At 37.2% G+C, this 21765-nt stretch carries 18 protein-coding genes; 10 read left to right on the top strand and 8 right to left on the bottom strand.

Annotated features, from left to right (window positions below; all coding sequences use genetic code 11):
• Positions 1-95: 95 nt before the first annotated feature.
• A complete protein-coding gene (gene sspL / locus AC1TO6_RS06000) occupies positions 96-230 on the bottom strand; it encodes a small, acid-soluble spore protein L (RefSeq protein ID WP_482100705.1) in 135 nt (44 codons plus the stop codon).
• 27 nt (positions 231-257) lie between these two features.
• Positions 258-455 carry a gamma-type small acid-soluble spore protein gene (locus tag AC1TO6_RS05995; RefSeq protein WP_482101019.1) on the bottom strand — a complete coding sequence of 66 codons (198 nt, stop codon included), beginning with the start codon at positions 453-455 and terminating at the stop codon, positions 258-260.
• 322 nt (positions 456-777) lie between these two features.
• On the opposite strand from AC1TO6_RS05995, the gene AC1TO6_RS05990 reads away from it, so the two are divergent.
• From AC1TO6_RS05990 to AC1TO6_RS05975, 4 genes are all read left to right on the top strand, one after another.
• Positions 778-4638 carry an AAA domain-containing protein gene (locus tag AC1TO6_RS05990; RefSeq protein ID WP_482100704.1) on the top strand — a complete coding sequence of 1287 codons (3861 nt, stop codon included), beginning with the start codon at positions 778-780 and terminating at the stop codon, positions 4636-4638.
• A 25-nt stretch (positions 4639-4663) separates the two neighbouring features.
• Positions 4664-5419 carry a hypothetical protein gene (locus AC1TO6_RS05985; RefSeq protein WP_482100703.1) on the top strand — a complete coding sequence of 252 codons (756 nt, stop codon included), beginning with the start codon at positions 4664-4666 and terminating at the stop codon, positions 5417-5419.
• A gap of 417 nt (positions 5420-5836) precedes the next feature.
• Positions 5837-6919 (top strand): hypothetical protein, encoded by a 1083-nt coding sequence (locus AC1TO6_RS05980; RefSeq protein ID WP_482100702.1) that lies wholly within the window; start codon positions 5837-5839, stop codon positions 6917-6919.
• Positions 6920-7385: 466 nt separating this feature from the next.
• Complete coding sequence (locus tag AC1TO6_RS05975) at positions 7386-8816, top strand: NAD-dependent succinate-semialdehyde dehydrogenase (protein WP_482100701.1); 1431 nt, start codon at positions 7386-7388, stop codon at positions 8814-8816.
• Between the two features lie 278 nt (positions 8817-9094).
• Here AC1TO6_RS05975 and AC1TO6_RS05970 read toward each other — a convergent pair whose 3' ends face one another.
• Together AC1TO6_RS05970 and AC1TO6_RS05965 are read right to left on the bottom strand one after the other, a co-directional pair.
• On the bottom strand, positions 9095-10021 hold the full coding sequence (locus AC1TO6_RS05970) for an MBL fold metallo-hydrolase (RefSeq protein ID WP_482100700.1): 927 nt from the start codon (positions 10019-10021) through the stop codon (positions 9095-9097).
• Between the two features lie 201 nt (positions 10022-10222).
• A complete protein-coding gene (locus AC1TO6_RS05965; RefSeq protein WP_482100699.1) occupies positions 10223-10642 on the bottom strand; it encodes a DUF4395 domain-containing protein in 420 nt (139 codons plus the stop codon).
• A gap of 179 nt (positions 10643-10821) precedes the next feature.
• On the opposite strand from AC1TO6_RS05965, the gene AC1TO6_RS05960 reads away from it, so the two are divergent.
• From AC1TO6_RS05960 to AC1TO6_RS05950, 3 genes are all read left to right on the top strand, one after another.
• Positions 10822-12162 (top strand): AAA family ATPase, encoded by a 1341-nt coding sequence (locus tag AC1TO6_RS05960; protein WP_482100698.1) that lies wholly within the window; start codon positions 10822-10824, stop codon positions 12160-12162.
• Positions 12152-12877 (top strand): hypothetical protein, encoded by a 726-nt coding sequence (locus tag AC1TO6_RS05955; RefSeq protein ID WP_482100697.1) that lies wholly within the window; start codon positions 12152-12154, stop codon positions 12875-12877. The genes AC1TO6_RS05960 and AC1TO6_RS05955 overlap by 11 nt, the downstream gene beginning before the upstream one ends.
• A gap of 139 nt (positions 12878-13016) precedes the next feature.
• Positions 13017-13166 (top strand): YfhE family protein, encoded by a 150-nt coding sequence (locus tag AC1TO6_RS05950; RefSeq protein ID WP_482100696.1) that lies wholly within the window; start codon positions 13017-13019, stop codon positions 13164-13166.
• Positions 13167-13231: 65 nt separating this feature from the next.
• Here AC1TO6_RS05950 and AC1TO6_RS05945 read toward each other — a convergent pair whose 3' ends face one another.
• Positions 13232-14050, bottom strand: a complete 819-nt coding sequence (locus AC1TO6_RS05945) for a S1C family serine protease (protein ID WP_482100695.1) — start codon at positions 14048-14050, stop codon at positions 13232-13234.
• 657 nt (positions 14051-14707) lie between these two features.
• On the opposite strand from AC1TO6_RS05945, the gene AC1TO6_RS05940 reads away from it, so the two are divergent.
• Positions 14708-14887, top strand: a complete 180-nt coding sequence (locus AC1TO6_RS05940) for a TerD family protein (RefSeq protein WP_482101004.1) — start codon at positions 14708-14710, stop codon at positions 14885-14887.
• A 391-nt stretch (positions 14888-15278) separates the two neighbouring features.
• Here AC1TO6_RS05940 and AC1TO6_RS05935 read toward each other — a convergent pair whose 3' ends face one another.
• The 3 genes from AC1TO6_RS05935 to AC1TO6_RS05925 all read right to left on the bottom strand — a co-directional run bounded on the left by AC1TO6_RS05935 (position 15279) and on the right by AC1TO6_RS05925 (position 17926).
• A complete protein-coding gene (locus tag AC1TO6_RS05935; RefSeq protein WP_482100694.1) occupies positions 15279-16565 on the bottom strand; it encodes an L-lactate MFS transporter in 1287 nt (428 codons plus the stop codon).
• A 184-nt stretch (positions 16566-16749) separates the two neighbouring features.
• Positions 16750-17565 carry a formate dehydrogenase accessory sulfurtransferase FdhD gene (gene fdhD, locus AC1TO6_RS05930; RefSeq protein ID WP_482100693.1) on the bottom strand — a complete coding sequence of 272 codons (816 nt, stop codon included), beginning with the start codon at positions 17563-17565 and terminating at the stop codon, positions 16750-16752.
• Positions 17552-17926 carry a Na-translocating system protein MpsC family protein gene (locus tag AC1TO6_RS05925; RefSeq protein WP_482100692.1) on the bottom strand — a complete coding sequence of 125 codons (375 nt, stop codon included), beginning with the start codon at positions 17924-17926 and terminating at the stop codon, positions 17552-17554. The genes fdhD and AC1TO6_RS05925 overlap by 14 nt, the downstream gene beginning before the upstream one ends.
• A 261-nt stretch (positions 17927-18187) precedes the next feature.
• Here AC1TO6_RS05925 and fdhF point away from each other — a divergent pair, with 261 nt between their 5' ends.
• Together fdhF and AC1TO6_RS05915 are read left to right on the top strand one after the other, a co-directional pair.
• The gene (gene fdhF / locus AC1TO6_RS05920) at positions 18188-21115 is read left to right on the top strand and encodes a formate dehydrogenase subunit alpha (protein ID WP_482100691.1); all 2928 of its coding nucleotides are present in this window, start codon (positions 18188-18190) and stop codon (positions 21113-21115) included.
• Between the two features lie 11 nt (positions 21116-21126).
• On the top strand, positions 21127-21612 hold the full coding sequence (locus AC1TO6_RS05915) for a helical membrane plugin domain-containing protein (RefSeq protein WP_482100690.1): 486 nt from the start codon (positions 21127-21129) through the stop codon (positions 21610-21612).
• The last annotated feature ends 153 nt before the right edge of the window (positions 21613-21765 follow it).

Raw genomic sequence — 21765 nt, 5'->3', positions numbered from 1 at the left:
TACAAATAAACTCAGCCTACAACTTAAAGGCTGAGTTTGGATTATATTGCAGTCAACTTCAAATTGATGTCGTAATGTGCAAAAAAGACAAATTATTATTTCGTGTTCTTCTTTTTAGCGGCTTCTTCCAGTTTGCTTTTTGGATCTTTTGATAAGTCAGTATCTGCATAACCTTGGGGTGTTACACTAGTCGCTTTCTTACCCTTATCGTTATTTTTGTCTTTCTCCATTTTTTCACCCCCTATTAAAATGAATTGCTATATGTGATTGTTCCTTGTCACTTCATCTGGATTTGTATCACTGAAGATACCAGTTCCAAGTCCGCCACTCTTGGCAATTAATTCTTTTACTTCATTATAAGTTAGGCCCGAGTTTGCATTTTTTCTTTTTACGTCTTCAATATCTGTTCCAGATACTGTATAAGTTCTTTTGTCCGAATTGCTATTTACGTTCAAAAAGTCACCTCCATTTTGTGTATACTTATGTTCTCTCAATTCAGGATAATTATTCAGGGATTTATTGTCATTGGTGCAAGTGACTATATGGGACACTGCTTCGGAAATACACTATAATTGTCTAGAGTGAAAATCCAAAACACGAAAAAAGGTAATTGCTGATTTATTGGGCCAACAAGGTAGTTCGTCTGTTAGCCGCATTTTACAAATGAGAAATCAGTACAAAATAATCGTATAAGTCATAATGAAAAGTCAGTAATCTGAATAGGGATGCTGACTTTTCCATGTTTATAGTTATCAGATTGTGAAAGAGGGCATGCTAATGAAACAAGATTCATCCACACTTAAGGTAATGCGGTGCGGACTAGGCATGACGGATAATGCCCGCAAAGGAATAGCGAAATTGACAATGGACGAATATGCATTTTTTTCGATGCAAGAATCCTTTTATGTATATATTGAAAAACGACCGAATAATAGACAGGGAAATATGTCGTTTTCAATTTACTTTGATAACGTAGCGAATGAAGTTTTATCAAAACGTCTAAATGATAGAGTGGCCGTAATGGAATGCGTTTATCAAAATGAAAGTTTTTTGGCAACCGGTTTTCAAGTTAGGGGAAGGAAAGAACCCGTCCAGACAAACAGACGTCTTCCAGCACGCTTGAAATTTCTGGTAGGGCGTAGTACAGGTATTGCAATGCCGATTGATCTTTACACAAGCATTCGAGAATTGCCGATTGCACAAGAACGTTCGGAGTATGTGAAGAAAAGAATTGCCGGCTGGGAAGGCTATCTGCGAGTAGAGGAAAGAATTGCCGATGTCGATGATTTGACGACGCCTTTTTCACACGCATCTTTGAATGCAGACTTCAGTAAATTGACCATTCGATGTAAAGAACTAAAAGGAAATGAATGGAATACAATTAATGGTTTCAGTGTTAAGTTGAAAGGACTTCAAAATGAAATTGGAAATGTTATTAATACGAGTAAGGGCAAAGGGATTGTAGAAATCGAACTGAGTCGCAACTATAAAGAGATGGCTCGCCGGAATGAATGGAATCCGAATACATATAAGGAAGCAGTATTTAGTAACTTTGCTGCGCTTAGCCAGGTAAGGAGACTTCGAAAGGGGTTCAAAGATCTACAGGATGGACTTGCTGCTAATGCAAATTTGGAAAGGGTACTTTTTGAAGAGCGCCCAGTTGTACGTATTTCCAAGAAACAACAGAATCTTGTTTTTCATAATGAACTTAACCAGTTCCAGAAAGAAGCAGTCACTGGAGCAATGACTTCAAATGATTTGTACGTTATTCAAGGACCACCGGGTACAGGGAAAACGACGGTTATTTCAGAGATATGCCATCAGAATGTCAAAGCTGGACTGCGTACTCTCGTTGCTTCTCAAGCAAACCTTGCTGTGGATAATGCACTCGGAAGACTTCTATCTCATCAGGACGTCCGAATTTTACGTTATGGTCGAACTGAAAGTATTGAGGAAGAAGGCAAAAAGTTCATTGAAGAAAACGTAGCTATAAACTGGAAAAACGTGACGTTAAATACCATCAATGCAAAACGCCAGTCGAATACAAATAGAGAAATACAAATAAATGATTTGTTAGTAAGTCATGGCGTAAAGTTATCAGAAATGAAGAATGAATTGGTATCTTTAGACAAAAAAGTTGAATTGAAGGAAGCGGCTCAAGAAGAATACATAACTAATTCATTGACTATGAAAAAGCAACTTACTATTCTGAAGAGCTTGAAAGAAGAAAGTGATAAGTTGGTCAAAATTCAGGCCGCATTCATCCAATCTGAAACGACGTTAACCAGTGATGTTAATCGTCTTGAAGAACTCGTCTTATCGAAAAGCACAAGTATAGCTACAGCGGGGCAAATGGAAAAATTAGAACTACGAATAGAAAAGCTTCAATACTTCATTAGCTATAGTCAAACAGTAAATAAGATTGACGAGATGAATAGGTCCATTGAGGCCCTCCATAAAGAAGTACAAATAATAAATAACAAAAAGAAGCGACTTCATGTATTTTTGGAGGATATTCAAAAAATCACTAAAATAGATCGTTTACAAAAACAGATGGATTCGTTTGAAATTATTCCACACTTCAACACACAGTGGAAAATTACCGAGTTAAATCAATTGATCGCCACTATTAAATCTGAAACTGCGGATGTTGGATACAGTGAGTGGCAAGAACTTTCACAGCGACTATACAATGCCATTGAAATTATTGAGCGTTTATTGAAAGATAATGGTTTTATTAAGAAAGAACTGAAAAGAACAGTAAATGATAAATATAGTTCTATAAAAGAAATTCATGGCCTTATTGACCGTGTAGGTAAATTTCTAATTCACCCATCTACCAAGAGCAGCCTAGAAACGCGTAGCTACTCTGCACAAAAATATGACAATCTCGAAAAAATAGCAATTGCACTTGAAATGTTATATGAAAGAAAGAGATTTTCAGAATTACAAGAAGCAGGTTTTGAAAAACAAAATCAAATTAAGATAAACTCGAAAAAAATGTATTCAGTCATAAAAACCGAAATTAGCGAACAGATGAATCAATCCATAGTGGAAATAGGACAAGAAAAAAAAGCAATCGACTTAATTGCTAATACTCACCAAGCTGAAGTCATCAGTCTTCAGCAAACGGCCATGCAACTTTTAGAAAAAGTGGAACCCGTTGACGAAACCATGACAATCAGTTCTGCAATAGAGGAATTGAAGAAAAATGAGATCGTTTTTTCGGATTATAATGAGAATAAGAAGGATATCGAACAATATAAAGGTGAATTAGAAAAGAAAAAGCATGAAAAGAGAATTAATGCAGAACATCATATAGATACTTCAAAGGCACTTGAAGATATTAGAGATAAAACTGAGTCATTGAGCAGCAATCTCATGAAGTTGGAAAAAGTAATGATGACCTTGGATAAGCTATTGGATGAAAATCCTGAAGAAATCCGTAAACAAGTTTTAACTACCATTCAAACCATTTCCACTGAAGTAGAAAAACTTAAAGTAGAAAAAGAACGACTACCAATAACAGATAAACTCCAAAAAGAATGGGTTTCACTTCTGACTAATGCGACTGAATATGATTTAGATGAAATACGAAAACTGTATGTTAAACACGCAAATGTAATTGGTACAACCTGCGTTGCGTCTGCACGGCGCGATTTCATGGAAGAGTATCCTACTTTCGATGTAGTTATTATCGATGAAGTTTCCAAGGCGACGCCGCCAGAACTACTTCTCCCAATGTTAAAAGGGAAAAAAATCATATTAGTTGGAGATCATCATCAGTTGCCTCCGCTTATGGGACAAGCAACTCTTGAAGAATTACTTGAAGAAAGCAACAGTCATGAAGAAAAGAATGAACTGGAAAAGCTTTTGAAAGAATCATTGTTTGAACGTCTTTTCAGAACGTTGCCAAAACAAAACAAAACGATGCTGGGTATTCAGTACCGCATGCATGAAAGTATTATGGAAACAATTACGCCGTTCTATGAAGAAGGGAATTACAGTCTACGCTGCGGGTTAACTGATTCGGATTCCTTGCGTGATCATTTGCTTGATTCCCACTTCGTGAATAGAAAAGATCATCTTTTATGGTTTGATATGCCGAACGAACAAAAGTACTTCGAAGAGAAGGTCAAGGGCGGCACAAGTCGTTTCAATCAAGCTGAACTAAACATGACTTGTAAAATATTGAAGGATCTAGATATGGCTACTGAGAAGGCCAAAACCTCTGGGCTAATGAATCAAGATACTAAAAAAAGTGTCGGCGTAATTAGTTTCTACGGTGAACAAGTCAAAAGGATGGATCGGCTAATTCATCAAGAGCTGATACCTCAACATTTAAATTGCAGAACCGGTTCGGTTGATAAGTTTCAAGGAATGGAAATGGATGTCATTATATTGAGTTTTGTTAGAAACCATCGGGAAAAAGGTGGAGATATCGGTTTTGCGAGAGATTATAGACGTTTAAATGTAGCGTTATCTCGAGCACGTGAACTACTCATTATAGTAGGGAGTTCAGAAATGTTTACAGTACAGACGAAACATCCTAGTTCGAGGAAAATGTACGGACGTTTACTTGAGAATATCAAAATGAAAAATGGCTTAAGAGGTCTAGATGGAATTGTTAAATCGTAATTTGATGGATGGAGGTCCCAGGTTAATGATTGAGTTGAAAGCGCGGTTAACAAAGGAACTTCAGCAGGACATCAATCTAAAAGTAATGGGTTCTCTAATATGGAATCTACCTATACATTTAATTGAAATTGAATATAAAACGGTAATGCGAACTAAAATGGATATACTCATGAAAATGATGTTGATTGCATTTGGAAAAGCTGAATTTTCGACAGTAGAAGAATTAAGTGAAGTTCTTCTCGTAGAACAGCTCTTTATTACTGATTTAATCGATAAAATGTCCAGAACTGGTGTAATTGAAAAGAGAGAAGGCTTTTTTTCATTGACTGAAGCCGGGATTGAACAGCTGAAGAAAGGGATTTTTGAACATGAACCAGAAAAAAATTCGACACAGACGCTCTATAGTCCTAGTCATTCAGCGTTTTTGATAGGCGAAATAAAAAATAGTGCATATGAAAATGCCGAAGTCTACCGTTATTTTGTTGGTTTTGATGAGAGGGATTTAGCAGTTATAGAAGATGACTTATTAATAGAAGTGCTTAAAAAGAGTGGTGTTGAGTCAGGTGAAGGAAACGTTCAAGTCATTGTTTCAGAAATTATATCTGCATCTGAGTTAGCAACTGAATCATCACAATGTATAGAATTTCATTTGTATAACAAATCTGAAGATATATTATACGCGCGTGTTTGGAATACACTAACAAGTCACTGGGATGAGGTTATCGAAGCACAATTAAATGAAAAGGAACGTAAAAAGTGGCGGGAAACTTATTTGGCATAAGTTAACTAGCCGGTCTTTGTCCTTAGAACATCGTTTGTACCAAGTATCACAGAAACTAATCACATAAATTCATATATAAAGTAGCCTTGCTCACTGTAAAAGTGATCAAGGTTTTTGTTTTTGATTTACATGATATTTACTGCGGCAACTTTATCAAAAATAGTTTGCATCTTTTCGTATATCAGCGCATATACTAAATAGTTCAATGACTTTATAAGGAAGCTTATATATTTCCTTCTACCGTTTTGTCTTTACAAATTAGGCGATTATAATTCGGTTATTCAATTGTTCAATATACATAGTTGATAAATGCTAAAATTTAAAAGTGATAATAAAAAATATTCAGTATATTGTAACTATTTGAGGCTATCAAACGTCTAATATGGACACAATCATTTTAGAAAAGAGGGGTAAACTATGAGAGAAAAGAAAAGATTGTTAATTGCTTCAGTTGCGATAGTAATTGGGATTGGATTGTTTACACCATCTTATACATCAATGGCAGCCGAACAAATTGAATCGCAAATTAAAGTTGGACAAATTATTAAAGGCACTGTATTAGAAAATTGGGGTAATGAAATTATAGTTAAAGGAGATGACGGTAAACGTTACCATGTAGGACTCTATAATTTTGAAGAAGAACAAATTCAAAAGATGAATGTTTCTATCGGTTCCACTGTGCAAATCGAAGGAGAAATACTTTCTAGCTTTTCGGAATTATATGACTTCAACTATTTTGTGAAAACATTACCCGAAGGAGTAACTGAAGATGAAATCAAGAAGTTAGAAAAACTTTATAATAGAGTCATGGTTTTGGAAAAAGATGAGTTATGGGAAGAGTCTGGGAAGGTCTGGGTTAAAATCAATGAAATAACAAACCCATACTATCTGAAGAACTGGGAGCCGGAACCTTTTGATATTTATATCAGTATGTTTGAATATTCTTTTTCAAGTGACGACTTGATACAAATGGAAGAGCTTTATAATCAATGGATTACGCTTGCAAAAAGTGGTCAAGAAGAAGAATCAAGTAGTAAGTTGAATCAACTATTTGAAATTGTCGGCAACTATTATGTGGAGCCAACATTTGATGAATATATTGCAAGCATGGATATGATTATTCCGATTGAAGATTATCAAGTGATAAAGAACTTATATGAAGATGCTCGTCAGGCAAATATAGATGAAGATGAACAATTATCGATGGCTAAATGGGAAGCCTTTGACTTAGCGATGCGTCCATATTACCGTGCCGCATACCCAATGCCGACATTTGAAGAACAAATGTCTTACAATGATTTCGAAGTATCGGAAATAGACTTTTCTAAGCTAAAGCAGATTTATGCAACTATCCTAGACCTGGAGCAGAGTGGTAAATATGATGATGTAGATAGCCAGTGGCAGCTGTATTACTCTATTTTAGAGCCATATTATACAATTAATGAAAGTATCCCATTTCGTGCTTTACAAGTTATTGCAGATGATAAAGTGAAGCGCTGAAAAAAGGTGTGTAGATTGAAAGTATCAAATCGGTATATAAATATCGATATGCTTTTGTGATAAACAGGTAAAATGAATTTCCTTGAATAGTAGTTAATAGCCAGTAAAATTATTCAATTTGTCATTGAATAATTTTACTGGCATTTTTATTTTACAAAAAATGTACGTAGTTGGAAATCCACAAATCATTTGAAAGAACTTCTAAGTGGAAGTTCTTTCAAATGAAATTCTTTCCTGTATTATTACAGTATGGTAGACAGTTTTCTGATACTTCATTAGGAATCCTTGTAGAAAAAACGAAACGTAGTTGGCTATGACAACAAAGTCGGAAGTATCTATGTCAAAATGTAGACCTGTGAATTCTGTGCTCGTAAGAATAAGGAGCATGACTGAATTTGATAGTGTCGAAAGAATTATTTTTGGAAGCGTCTTACAATCAATAATTAAACTTAGGAGTGTGTGAAAAATGAAAAACTATCTAATGTATATTAACGGAGAATGGGTTGGGGAAGATCTTGAGAAGCTAGAAGTTAAGAATCCAGCGAATGGCCAAGTTGTCGGTTCAGTCCCAGTTGGGGGAGAAATTGAAACGAATCAGGCAATAGATAGCGCACATGAAGCCTTTCAAACTTGGTCCCAAACGACTGCGTATGAAAGAGCCAAGTATTTAAAGAAATTGAATGACCTTATATTAATAAATCAAGAAGAATTGGCACAAATGATGACGATGGAAATGGGCAAGCCGATTAATGAATCTAGAGGTGAGGCTGCTTCAGCCGCTACATATATTGAATGGTATGCGGAAGAAGGTAAACGGATATACGGAGAGACAGTCCCTTCCCATATTGCTAATAAACGTATGCAGGTATGGAAAAAACCTGTCGGAGTTGTTGCGGCAATAACGCCATGGAATTTCCCAGCAGCCATGTTAACCCGTAAAATGGGACCTGCTCTAGCGGCTGGCTGTACAATTGTAATAAAACCTTCTGGTGAAAGTCCCTTGACTGCGGTTAAACTTATTGAGTTATGTGAAGAAGCTGGGTTTCCGAAGGGTGTAGTTAACCTAGTAACAGGATCTTCATCGAAAATAGGAAAAGCGATAATGGAAAATGACAAAGTACGGAAGGTAACGTTCACTGGATCTACGGAAGTAGGTAAATTGCTAATTCAACAAAGTGCGGATCAAGTCAAACGCCTATCGATGGAACTCGGAGGACACGCACCAATCATTATTTTGGATGATGCGAATTTAGAAAAAGCCGTAAAAGGTGTAATTGCATCTAAATTTAGAAATGCAGGACAGACTTGTGTTTGTGGAAATCGAATATATGTGCAATCGGGTATTTATGATACATTTTTGGAGAAATTTACGGATGCAGTGAATAAATTAACTATAGGCGATGGCATCAATGAGGAAACAGATATAGGACCATTGATAAATCAGAGTAGTGTGGACAAAGTATCAAATCAAGTAGCCGATGCTCTCTCAAAAGGTGCTTCTCTATTAACTGGCGGAAGTGCGTTAACAGATGAAGGTGGAACTTTTTATACACCTACTGTGCTAAGTGGGGTTAATCCATCCATGGTTATTATGCAAGAGGAAACGTTTGGGCCTGTAGCACCTGTTCAGAAATTCGAGAGTATAAAAGAGGCTATCCAATTAGCGAATGATACAAATTATGGTTTAGCAGCCTATGTCTTCACTGAAAGTGTATCTAAAGGCACGCTTTTAATTGAACAACTGAATTTTGGAATTGTTGGCTGGAATGATGGTACTCCTTCTGCTGCTCAAGTTCCATTTGGGGGAATGAAAGAGAGTGGAATTGGTCGCGAAGGCGGTCATGAAGGACTGGAAGCGTTTTTGGAGACGCAGTACGTATCGATTGGTATGGATTAATTCTAGGTAAGTATTATTTATATAAAGATTTTACAATACACACATATATACATCTATTAAACATGAAAATCAGCCAATTATTAAAATGGCTGATTTTTTTCTTATTAAAATAATTTGGACTCAGATAGGTCCACCAAAAAATATTTACTAAATGACCATAACCTTCTTGTAACATTAAATAGGATGAACCAAGAGCTGCACTGTTAATGCTCTTGTCTCTTGATTAACTCTAATATTGAATATCACTAGTTGTCCCACAATAAACCTATTTATAATATCTACTCACTATCTATGAGTTTTAATGTTTCCCCGATTTTCAAAACATATAACTGTTGTTCATCTAAAGCATTTTTCTTCCATTCATTTAGTAAGCGATCAAGGGCTTCTTTTGGTGTGTCATCAGCTAAACGAAAAGCACCGTAATGCATAGGAATCATGGCATTTGACCGGGTATCTAAGAATGCCTTTACAGCTTCTTCCGGGTTGACATGCTGCATACCCATGAACCATTCAGGTTCGTATGCACCAATTGGCATGAGACAATAATCAATATTGTATTTATCCCCAATATCTTGAAAACCTTTGAAATAACCGCTATCCCCTACAAAGTAAAGTGCATAGCTAGTTTCTTGTATGATCCAACCACCCCAATGTGAGGTATTTGTATCTGTAAGTGTCCTTTTTGTCCAGTGCTGTGCAGGTACAAAAACGAAAGTTAGACCATCTAGCTGTTTTTCATCCCACCAATTAAATTCAATGATTTGTTTAAAACCTTTACGTATGAAACCTTTTTTCAATCCTTCTGGTACTAGAAATTTCGGATTGCCCGGTAATTTTTTAATCGAAGTGTAATGGAGATGATCGTAATGGCTATGTGTAATCAGTACATAGTCGATTGGTGGTAAATCTTTGATTGCTATTCCTGGAGGCATGAGACGCTTCTCGGATCCAAGCCTGTTCGCCCATACAGGATCTGTTAGGATATTGAGACCATTCAACTGAATCAGAAATGTAGAATGTCCAATCCAGGTAATCGTGGGAATTGACCGATTTGTTTGGAGAAAAGTTTCATCAATATCCTTTGCCACTGGAATTCTATATGATAAATCCTTCTTTTTTGATAATCTTTCTTTTCTCCACCGAATTAATTCTTTGAACGATGCTGTTGCAGTGATATTTATGTTTTCATAGCGTCTCTTTTTCAATGTAAACCACCTCTTCGGTTTGGAAATGGGGAATTATGTTATACATAACTATAACTAATATTTACCGTACTACCAAGTTAAAGTCACATGGATGAAATTTATACATTTTCTGTAAGAGGAAACTAGTGAAATCATAAATGGACAATATAAAAAAGCGATCAGTCAGATATCAAAATGACTAATCGCTTTTTGTAGTATTTATTAATGCTTAAAGTTTGTTCTGCGATAACTCCATTGTTGGTATTGAAAACGTATAAAACAACCGATACAGAACCCTAGTATTGCAATAAGTGCGGCCAGACCAACCATGACTGTAGCAATATTAAATAACAAGGACCACTTTAATAGTGAACTAACACTTGCTATTATTAGGAATCCGACAGCCAGCCATTGGTTAAACCTTAATTGAGCATAGTCTTCTTGAACGTACTGATTTGCGGGTTTGGTGAGAAATCGTTTAACAATTACCAAAATAGGATGGAAGCCTGTCAATAAACTTGATAGGTTCGCGATTAAAGGGATAAGTAGTATCCAAGCTGACTGTGTCAAAAGTGCAATAATTACCGCCAATACAATTGTCCATTGATTTACCATAACTAAAGGCTTCGGAATTGTTTTCATTTTAAACCTACTATTCTTATTGGATTTTATATAATTATATATCTAGTCAATCAAATTGTAAAACGTTCAAGCAACTAATCAGCATGTGAAATTGTGAGTTACTATGCATAATTCAGAGTCGGAAAGGACATATTGATAATTAAAAAAGAACTTGAAGTATTAAGCATAGGGGGATTTCCATGACAACTATAGTCAGGATAACCAATGTAGAAATATACAATCTAAAAAATGTGAAGAGAGGTGAATTTCATACAAATTCAACTTTCGATACTTTGGAAAAAGCTGATGTCATAGGATTTTATGGTCAAAATGGTTCTGGAAAAACAGCTGCGGTAGAAGCTTTCAACCTATTAAAAACGTTGTTATCAGCCCGGCACGATGCATCACTTCCTAAAATAACATTTAACTTACTCTATTTTGGAGAAAAGACAATTCGATTGGTTTTTCGATTTATTGTGGAAAACAGTTTTGGTGAATTTTCCGTTAATTATTCCGTTTCCTTATCTGCAGGAAAAACAAAATATCAGGTGCTTGAAGAAGAATTGGTATACCGAAAAAACAAAGAAGAAGATCCATTCGAACTTTTGATTTCAAAGAAAGAAAACAATATCGTCATTGGAAATAGAAAAATTCATGAAATGAATGAATCTGAAAGAGTCTCCGTTATTGTTGCCAATCGGATGGCTGCTAGTAACGCAACTTCCCTAGTTTTTAGGGACGAATTGAAAGAGGTGTTTAGCAACGCCCTTGGTGACCATGAAATTGAAATTATAAAAAGTCTATCCTTCAACTTTAATCAAGATCTACATGTAATTGATACGATTCAATATGGTTTGTTAATCGCTAATCTTGTCATGCCATTTAGTGTTCACCTTGAAAAAAAGCGTGGTCATATACCATATGAGATGACAGACACAATGGTGTTGCCAATCGATTTATTTGAAACAATAGATCAAGTGGTTACCCAAACGAATATTGTTTTACAGACAATAATTCCAGGTCTTCGAATAATAGTTAGACAAATCAATAAACAGAAGTTAAGTGATGGCAATGAAGGGATTCGCTTTGAGTTTCTTGCGAGAAAAGGGGAGATTGAACTACCGCTACGAAGCGAGTCTGAAGGTACTTTGAAAATCATCTCAATTTTAAGTACATTAATAGCCGTTTACAATAGACCAAACGCTTGCGTAGTGATTGATGAATTGGATGCGGGGATTTTTGAGTATCTACTTGGTGAAATATTGGAGGTATTGAATGAAAATGCACAAGGACAACTTATTTTCACTTCACATAATTTACGTATATTAGAAGTTCTCCCCATTCGAAACTTATGGTTTACGACACTAAACGAAGAAGACAGGTACCATCAACTAAAAGGCGTTAAAGAATTGAGCAATGCGAGGGATCTCTATTTACGTGCTGTACAACTAGGAGGACAGGAAGAAGCAATATATGAAGAAACAAGTTTGTTCGATATTAAAACAGCATTCCGAAAAGCAGGAAAAGTACATGACGAATAGTAAAAAGAAAGTTGTAATATTAATTGTCGAAGGAAGTTGTGAAGAGGTTTTACTATATAATCGGTTACGCAGTCTCTTTGAGCAGCATAATATACGATTCCATATACAGCGTGGTGATATTTTATATGATTTAGACAAGCCGAAAGAACCAATCACGTCTGTAATTGATAATGCTGTGAAAGAGTTTATGATAAAAAGTAAATTTCTAATCGATGATATATTTTGTGTTGTGCATATTACTGATATGGATGGTTGTTTTATTCCAGAAGAGGCTATTATTATAGATGAAACACAAAAAGAACTAACAGTTTATCATACAGATCGAATTACTGTGCCCCATGATAAGCAGAAACAGCAAATAGCAGTTAGGAATGTGGATAGAAGCAGAAATATCAATGAGATGAAATCAACAGTTAAAATACTTTCTGGAGAAATAAATTATCGGATGTACTATTTTTCAAGAAATTTAGAGCATGTTTTATTTGAAAATCTGAATCCGGAAAAAGGCGGGAAATTTCCTGAAGTTGAACGTTTTATTGAACAGCTTGAGATTCCGATTGAAGAATTTCTGCAGGATTCAATGCCAGAATTGAAAGGAATCGATCCTTATTCGGAAAGCTGGAAAAGAGTAACTGTGGATACAGCATCACTGCAAAAATACAGTAATGTGCCTTTGTTATTTGAATTCATAAAAGTACAATCCGAACAACTTTGAGGTTATTGAAAGTCGTGCGAGTAATCTGCTGGAAATGCTCATAATTAGTGTCCATAATCCTGAACATTAGCGTATAAAAGATGTGTAGTATGGCAATACTGATGTATCACTATGCGATTTTAGAAAGGAGAGTCTAATTTTGAGCGAGAAAAAACCTCAGCATGAACAGATGACGACTAAAAACAATGGTTTGAGTTCGATGCAAGAAGTGGTGTATCATGAAGAATTTAAAAAAGCAGATAAAGCTATTAAAAATGGAGAAAACAAGGATAAAGAGAATAAAAATTGATATAGTAAAATGAGCATCAAAAAACGATTGCAATATAACTGCAATCGTTTTTTGAATTGATAAAACTATTTCTGTTGACGATAATACTCATCGATTGGTACAAGTAGACCAACATTTCCATATTTATCAACATTCGATGTAGCGAATACGATGCCAATCACTTTACCATTACGATTAATAACCGGACTGCCGCTGTTCCCACGATAGACAGGGGCCTTCATCATAACGACACGTACATCCCAATCTGGTAGTTTTAGATAATCAATAATCTTTCCTTGGTTTGCAATGCCAGTAAAGCTTAAAGGATTTCCAATGAAGTAAACGGATTCGTCATCTCCAAACTCCGTTTTTTCGGCGAGTTGTAGAAATGGGAAATTACTACCTTTCACTTTTACTACAGCGAGATCGACGGATGGATATGTATGTATGACTTCAGCATTGAAACGGCCCTCATTTGGAAATAGAACCGTTACAGAATCATTTCCTTCGACAACATGGTAATTTGTAAGGATTATTCCATCATTTGATATTGAAAAGCCGGTGCCTTTACTGTCTTGTGTCTTAATAACAACAACAGACTTTTTATATTCCGTGATATTATCTTGTTGGGATAGTTTTGAGGATGTTATTAAAAAGTCAATAGCAGGAATCGAATAGATTTGAAAAATCATTCCAAAGGTATTGAAGAACAACACGATTGAGATGAGCCAGAAAAGCCATTTTGGAAAGGGGCGTTTAATTTTGTGTATCTCTCTCTCTTCTGTCGCTCTTGTAAGGGCTTCACGTTGTGCTTCTAAAACGAGTACTTGTAATTCTTCATCATCTATTTCTTCCAAAATGTCATTATCCTTTAAATCACTCTTATGGTTATCATTTGAATCCACAAGTTCACACCCTAAACATTATCATTATAGTCATTATACACATATGCACGAACTTGCGATTTATATATGGAAGCACACTATTCCAATCTCACCAAAAGATATTGGTTTTTCTCATTACACTTGGTTCGGTCGGTTCTACTTTTACCTTCTCAAGACGAGTAATATATATTTTTAAAAAGATTCATTTGTGGCATCGGTTTTCTTCGTTTACCAAAAACCTTTGTTGGAACATTATTGACCGATTTCTTTACCTGGGCATAGACATTACCTTTCTCTATTTCCCTGGTCTCCTAAAAGGTATAACAGGAGCAACAAGAGAAACAGGGTCAGTCGCTAGCATGTTGTATACGGAGCCTTTCATTGCTATTATCGTTACATTGTTCTGGCTAAGTGAATTCTAAGTAAATTATCCATTGTTAGGACATCATCACGATTTTAAGTGTCATCATCGTAAACTGGATAGCATTAAACGCCATCCGACAATAGTAGGTGAAATAGGTAACTAAGATTGAAGCTAGAAATGAATACGATTTGGAAATTTAAATTAGTCCATTCAAAAGACAAGTTGTTTACTCGAGATTTCGGGCAAACAACTTGTTTTTTATAATAGGAATTAGGTTTTTAAACTCTATTGTGTTTTAAGGATAGCTTTCCAGAATTGACAGGTCCATTAAGCATAATAGTTATACAAACGGGCAAAATGAAATCCATTTATCCTTGCGTGAAATACAAAGTACTATCCAAAAAGTCACATTTGGCTTGACGATTCATGATGGAGAAAAGAGGGGACAGAACCTCAGTTCAGCTTCATCACAATATCTAACTTTAAAAGGTTGATTGAGTGGGAAAAGATTGAATTCATATACTCTTGGAAGAACTCCAGCAAGAGCCTGTCATTGTTTACGGTGAAATCGATTGGCATAATGGCGAGTGGAAACTGAAATCGTTTTATCTATTTCAGTAGTGTCTAACAATATCATCCTGTATTTCACTAGTATCGACACATAAACTGTAATCTCGTACAAATCTAATTTCTTAGAAGCATTTCACCGAATAGTAATTAAATATGTCAAAAGTGGAAGTGAATTGTCAATATGACTCCACTTCCACTTTTGACGAATAGAGCTACTATTTTTAGTAATAAAACAATTAAAGGCTTAATATGATAGAGGACACTTTGAATAGGAAGGCGATAGGAACGACGTTAGGAAAGCTATCTCCGTAATAATCATCCGCTTACAACCTTTTCCAATGGCTTTGGTATAGACGTCTCTCCTTCCATTCGAACTTTTCTAATATCAACTCTGATTAAAATGGAGATAACTAGTGCAACAGCAAATAATCCAGCGAAATAGAGCAAGCTACTTTCGTAACTACCAGTCGTATCTTTCATCCAAGCCGCAAACATAGGTCCTGCAAGACCTGCTGCTGACCAGGCGGTTAAAATGTAACCATGTATTGCACCAAGCTGTTTCGTTCCGAAAATGTCGGCAATGTATGCAGGAATGGTTGCGAAACCACCGCCGTAGCAAGTATAAATGACTGCGAGCATGACTTGAAATAGCAGTGCATTTGTTGTGAAAGGCAATAGCGTAAACAAAAATATCTGGATGACAAAAAAAGTGGTGTATGTGTTTTGCCTGCCGATATAGTCGGAGGCAGCTGCCCATCCAAGTCTGCCAGCTCCATTAAAAATACCGAGGATTCCAACAAGTGCCGCAGCTTGTACAGTTGACATGCCAATGCTATCAATTGCGAGCGGCTTTGCAGCAGATAAGATACCAATGCCACATGTTACATTAATAAAAAGCATTATCCATAAATAGTAAAACCGTTTTGTTTTCACTGCTTCATTCGCTGTCAATTGTTCCAAGTCTCGTTTTGGTTCTACTTTACCAGCCTTTATTTTTTCAACATATCCTGCAGGTGCCCAGCCTTCTTCAGGCTTTTCAAGATATAGAGATGATAAAATCATAACTAAAAAGTAAGAGCCGCCCAAAATAAAGAAGGTGTTTTTTAGCCCGACAGAAGTAATAAGCACTTCCATAATTGGGCTACTAATGGCAGCAGCAAAACCGAACCCCATGATTGCAAGGCCAGTAGCGAGTCCACGGCGGTCTGGAAACCATTTTACGAGGGTGGAAACTGGCGCAATGTAACCGACACCAAGCCCAATCCCTCCAAGTACTCCATAAGATAAATAAAGTAACGGAAGTGAGGAAATGCTTACAGCAAAACCGGCACCAATTACACCTGACCCAAAACAAACCGCTGCCAAGATTCCTGCTTTTCTAGGCCCGTATTTTTCAACAAAATGGCCAAGAAACGCCGCTGATAATCCCAAAAACAGTATGGCGATACTGAATGTAAGTTGAACTTGACTAGTGGACCATCCGAACTGATCAATCAATGGATTTGTAAAATTACTCCAAGCATATACGGACCCGATAGAAATGTGAATACCTACTGCGGATGCGGCAATCAACCACCTGTTCTTTGTTTTTTTCCCCTTCACTACCTTCTCCCCCTTTATAAAAATATGAAATTTAACAGATTTAAATCTGTAATCCCCATTGGTGATTTCAGTAACTGAACACTGATTTTAAATCAGTATTTTAGTTACATGGAAGATGTGTTTTGGTGGATTGTTAGATATTTCAGTCATGCTAGCATTCTTTTTCCATTTTGTCACGGATTTCTTAATCAGCAAAAACATCGTTATTTTCTTCGATAATGATCCTCTCTGGGTGGGTATACAGGTTGAAGGAGTTTTGTCGTATAAAGCCGATAGTGGTAATACCGAGTTCTTCCGCAAGTGTAAGCGCTAGTTCGGTAGGGGCCGACTTTGAAAGGACCATCTCACAGCCGATTTTTGCCACTTTTAATAAAATCTCGGATGAAATTCGACCGCTAAACACAATGACTTTGTCGCGCACTGGAATATTATTTTTCAAACAGTGACCATAGATTTTATCCAATGCATTATGTCTACCAATATCCATCCTAGATAAGACAATACCGCTCGGCTCACACAATGCGGCATTATGAACACCGCCCGTTTGGTGGAAGATGTCTGCAGATCTATCCATCTGCTCCATCAAGAAGAAACACTCTGCGGTAGTTAGCCTCACATGGATTTCATTCATTTTCTTTGCTGTCAATGCATCGTTTGCGAACACAAATCCTTGTCTACTCATCCCGCAACAAGAGCTGATGTAGCGCTTGTTCAGCAGTTTTTCGTAAAAGGGATACATTTTGGCAGTTTTGATATGAACTAAGCCCAACTCTTCCTGCACAGAAATGTCTTTGATATCTTCATACTTGGGAATGACGCCTTCAGAAGCTAAAAACCCAACCGCCATATCTTCGATGTACTCAGGCGAGCAAACGATAGTGGCAAATTCCCGGTCGTTGATTTTGATGGTGACTGGATGTTCGACTACAACTAAGTCTTCTTTTTTCGAAAATTGTTCGTTTGAATAACGAAAAACAGTCCGTTTCTTATCTAGTTTCAACTGCCTTTCCTCCCTTATGGTCAATATTTCGATCGAAAAGGAATACGGAAATAGCAATGTCGTCTTCCAATTTGATGTCCGAGAAAAGGTGGACAAACTTAGCGCCGACGAGTTCTTCCATGCCATCAGGCGGTGCTTTTTGATAAACTTCCTGGATCATACGAGTCCTTGCAGCATGAACCATTTCTTTTCCTTCCTGTGTACCAGCAATAAAATTCTCAGTCGGCGTCAAATTCCCATAAAGTGTTGAAATTATCATATTGTCGACAAAAACCGTATGAATTCTTTCAGGCCCCTTACCAAATAAATCTTTTCTTAGCTTTCTGATGATATCGTTAAATTGATGTACTTTTTTCAACATATACATATTCCTCCTTCGTTAGTAAAAGAAAAATAGACTTATAGTGCGCATTTGATTGATTATTCTTTTAAATTCAAATATACTAGTATTAAAGAGGGCGGTACAGTATGAACTGCTGTAATGTTTTCGAGCTTTTTAGAAAAATATGGATTGGTAATTTAACATGTCCTGTTAGAAGACTATTCCACTATGAAAGTGCACTTGTCAAGTTAGTGTATTTTTTCATGGTGGTTTTTTATTGATAAAATAGGAGGCGCCAATATGCCAATTAAGATTAACGGTTCCGAATATGACTTCGTGGAAGGCAAGACAATTCTTGAGGTAATCAATCATTATCAAATTTCTCATCCGCAAATATGTTACTTACCAGAAGTAGACCCAATTGAGACGTGTGATACGTGTATCTTGGAAGTGGATGGTCTTCTAGTGCGTGCTTGTTCAACAAAAGCAGTTTCTGGAATGAACATTGCGCTTTCTTCGACTCGAGCTAAAGAAGCCCAGACCGAGGCGATGGATCGGATTCTCGAAAACCATCTGCTGTATTGTACAGTATGTGATAACAACAATGGCAACTGTAAAATACATAATACAGTGGATATGATGGAGGTCGAACACCAAAAGTATCCTTATGAACCAAAGTGCACACAAGATAGTGTTGATTTTACGCATCCGTTTTACCGATACGATCCGAATCAATGCATTGCTTGTGGTCAGTGTGTGGAGGTATGCCAAAACTTGCAGGTAAATGAAACCTTGTCGATTGATTGGGAGAGGGACCGTCCAATAGTCCTGTGGGATGGGGGAGCGAAAATCAACGACTCATCCTGCGTTGGTTGTGGCCACTGTGTTACCGTATGCCCTTGTAATGCGCTAATGGAAACCTCAATGCTTGGCGAAGCTGGTTTCATGACTGGGCTGAAAGAGGAGCTTCTAACGCCGATGATTGAACTAGTTAAAGATGTTGAGCCAGGGTATAGCGGAATTATGGCAATCTCGGATGCAGAAGCAGCGATGCGCGATACAAGAACGAAAAAAACGAAAACAGTTTGTACATTTTGCGGTGTTGGGTGCTCATTTGAAGTGTGGACAAAAGACCGGGAAATTTTAAAAATCCAGCCGGTTTCAGATGCACCGGCCAATGCGATTTCTACATGTGTTAAAGGGAAATTTGGATGGGATTTCGTTAATAGCGACAAACGCATAACGAAGCCACTTATCCGTAAAGATGATTCTTTTGTTGAAGCTACTTGGGAAGAGGCACTGAACCTGGTTGCACGGAGACTCGGAACAATCAAAAATGAGTATGGAAAAGACGCTGTTGGAATTATTTCTTCGTCTAAGATTACGAATGAGGAGAACTATGTGATTCAAAAGCTTGCTCGTCAAGTTTTTGAAACGAATAACGTCGACAACTGTTCACGTTATTGCCAATCCCCAGCAACGGACGGCTTGTTCCGTACAGTTGGCATGGGAGGGGACGCTGGAACAATTAAAGATATTGCTAATGCAGGTCTAGTGATTATTGTTGGGGCTAACCCAGCTGAAGGACATCCTGTACTTGCCACACGTGTAAAGCGAGCTCATAAATTACATGGGCAAAAACTAATTGTTGCTGATTTACGAAAACACGAAATGGCGGAACGCTCGGATATTTTCATTAGCCCGAAGCAGGGGACAGACCAAGTGTGGCTAATGGCAGTTACAAAATACATGATCGATAATGGATGGCATGACCAGTCATTTATTGATGAAAATGTCCATTACATGGAAGAATTCAAAGAAGTATTAGAAAAATATACACTTGACTATGCCGAAAAAATTACTGGCGTGTCGAAAGACATGCTCATTCAAACAGCTGAAATGATTCGTGATGCTGACGGTACTTGTATTCTTTGGGGAATGGGAGTGACACAAAATACTGGTGGATCGGACACTTCAGCTGCCATATCCAATTTGTTGCTTGCGACTGGTAACTACCGTCGATCCGGAGCAGGAGCATATCCTCTTCGCGGGCATAATAATGTACAGGGTGCATGTGATATGGGATCACTACCAGGATGGCTTCCAGGGTATCAGCACGTTACTGATGATACAGCGCGTCAGAAATTTGAGAAGGCTTACGGCGTTAAAATAGATAGTAAGCCAGGGCTCGATAATATTCAGATGCTACATTCCGTTGATGACGGAATTATGAAAGCGATGTATATTGTAGGTGAAGATATGGCGCTTGTCGATTCTAATGCGAACTACGTACATGACGTCTTGTCTAAACTCGACTTTCTCGTGGTACAGGATATCTTTTTCTCGAGAACAGCACAATATGCAGATGTCATTTTACCAGCGGTGCCATCACTTGAAAAAGACGGTACATTTACAAATACAGAGAGACGCGTACAACGTTTATACAAAGCACTACCAGAACTTGGCGAAGCGCGAGCGGACTGGTGGATTGTTCAAGAAATCGCTAATCGACTAGGTGCAAAATGGAACTACAGTCATCCTAGCGAGATTTTTGCGGAAATGGCAAGTCTCTCACCATTATTCTCTCAAGCAGATTTTAGTGTGATGGAAGGCTGGGATAGCTTTTTATGGGGCAGTTTTGACGGTGCTAGCACACCACTCCTATACGTGGATGGTTTTAACTTCCCGGATAAAAAAGCACGTTTTGCTCTGTCAGACTGGGTTGAACCTGTAGAGTTTCCAGAGGAATATGATCTTCACATTAACAACGGACGTTTACTTGAACATTTTCACGAAGGTAATATGACAAATAAATCAGATGGGATACAAGAGAAATTGCCCGAGGTTTTCGTTGAAATTTCACCAGAGCTTGCGAAAGAACGCGGCGTGTTAAGTGGTTCTCTCGTCCGTCTAGTTTCTCCATATGGAGCATTGAAGTTGCCGGCTCTCGTAACGGACCGCGTCAAGAACAATGAATTATTCTTACCGATGAACTCGGTTGAAAAAGAATCAGCCATTAACTTCCTAACTGGTCCCGCTGTCGATCAGCGTACAAATACACCTGCTTATAAACAAACGAAGGTACGAATGGAATTACTTCAAAGAGGCGGTGAAAACCCATTGCCTAAGTCGAATCACCGTAATAAAAGTCGTCATCCACAAAATGGTGTAGAAGTGGAGCGTAAATGGGCACGTCCAGGATATGTTCAATTAACTGATAAAGAGTGAGGTGATGTTTAATGGCAGTACCCATTACTTCTATTCGTATAGAAGAACTACCACTAGAAGAAAACAAAAAGAAGAAATTAGATGAACTGCAATCATTGATCATCCAACAGGATCAAGCTCTTAATAAAATACTTGAAATTACCGGTGAATTGGACAATGCAGGAGTTTTTGATGCCGTGAAGGCAATGGTGAAAGCGAAAGATGATATTGCTGAAATTGCGGTAGACCAAGTGTCAAAGGAACCAGTGACTAATCTCATTAACCATATGCTTAATGCAATATCGGTGATTTCATCAATTGACCCTGAACTTACCGCAAAGCTGGGAGTTAGTATTAAAAGTGGTCTGCATGAAGCGGAACTTTATAAAGACAACGAACAGAAGGTGACTATTTTCCAGATAATTACGGCTTTAAACGATGCTGACATTAACCGAGCTGTTAAATTTGGTTTAGATTTTATGAAAGGAATGGGGAAGGAATTAGCCGGTGACGATTAAGCTGCATGTTTATAATACGATTAATTATTAGTGTCATTTGCATAAAAATAGCTCCTTCCAAACGACGACTCGTCGAGGAAGGAGTTTTTGGAGATATAATCTTGTTATTAAATGAAGATAAGTGTTGATACTAGTTAGTAATCAAAAAGATCC

The sequence above is a fragment of the Sporosarcina sp. Y352 genome, assembly GCF_056786535.1.
This window is presented reverse-complemented; position numbering and strand designations above follow the sequence as displayed.

Excerpts from the sequence above, each read along its gene's own strand:
- sspL (WP_482100705.1), bottom strand. The coding sequence starts at position 230 with ATGGAGAAAGACAAAAATAACGATAAGGGTAAGAAAGCGACTAGTGTA.
- AC1TO6_RS05990 (WP_482100704.1), top strand. The coding sequence starts at position 778 with ATGAAACAAGATTCATCCACACTTAAGGTAATGCGGTGCGGACTAGGC.
- AC1TO6_RS05985 (WP_482100703.1), top strand. The coding sequence starts at position 4,664 with ATGATTGAGTTGAAAGCGCGGTTAACAAAGGAACTTCAGCAGGACATC.
- AC1TO6_RS05980 (WP_482100702.1), top strand. The coding sequence starts at position 5,837 with ATGAGAGAAAAGAAAAGATTGTTAATTGCTTCAGTTGCGATAGTAATT.
- AC1TO6_RS05975 (WP_482100701.1), top strand. The coding sequence starts at position 7,386 with ATGAAAAACTATCTAATGTATATTAACGGAGAATGGGTTGGGGAAGAT.
- AC1TO6_RS05965 (WP_482100699.1), bottom strand. The coding sequence starts at position 10,642 with ATGAAAACAATTCCGAAGCCTTTAGTTATGGTAAATCAATGGACAATT.
- AC1TO6_RS05960 (WP_482100698.1), top strand. The coding sequence starts at position 10,822 with ATGACAACTATAGTCAGGATAACCAATGTAGAAATATACAATCTAAAA.
- AC1TO6_RS05955 (WP_482100697.1), top strand. The coding sequence starts at position 12,152 with ATGACGAATAGTAAAAAGAAAGTTGTAATATTAATTGTCGAAGGAAGT.
- AC1TO6_RS05925 (WP_482100692.1), bottom strand. The coding sequence starts at position 17,926 with ATGTTGAAAAAAGTACATCAATTTAACGATATCATCAGAAAGCTAAGA.
- fdhF (WP_482100691.1), top strand. The coding sequence starts at position 18,188 with ATGCCAATTAAGATTAACGGTTCCGAATATGACTTCGTGGAAGGCAAG.
- AC1TO6_RS05915 (WP_482100690.1), top strand. The coding sequence starts at position 21,127 with ATGGCAGTACCCATTACTTCTATTCGTATAGAAGAACTACCACTAGAA.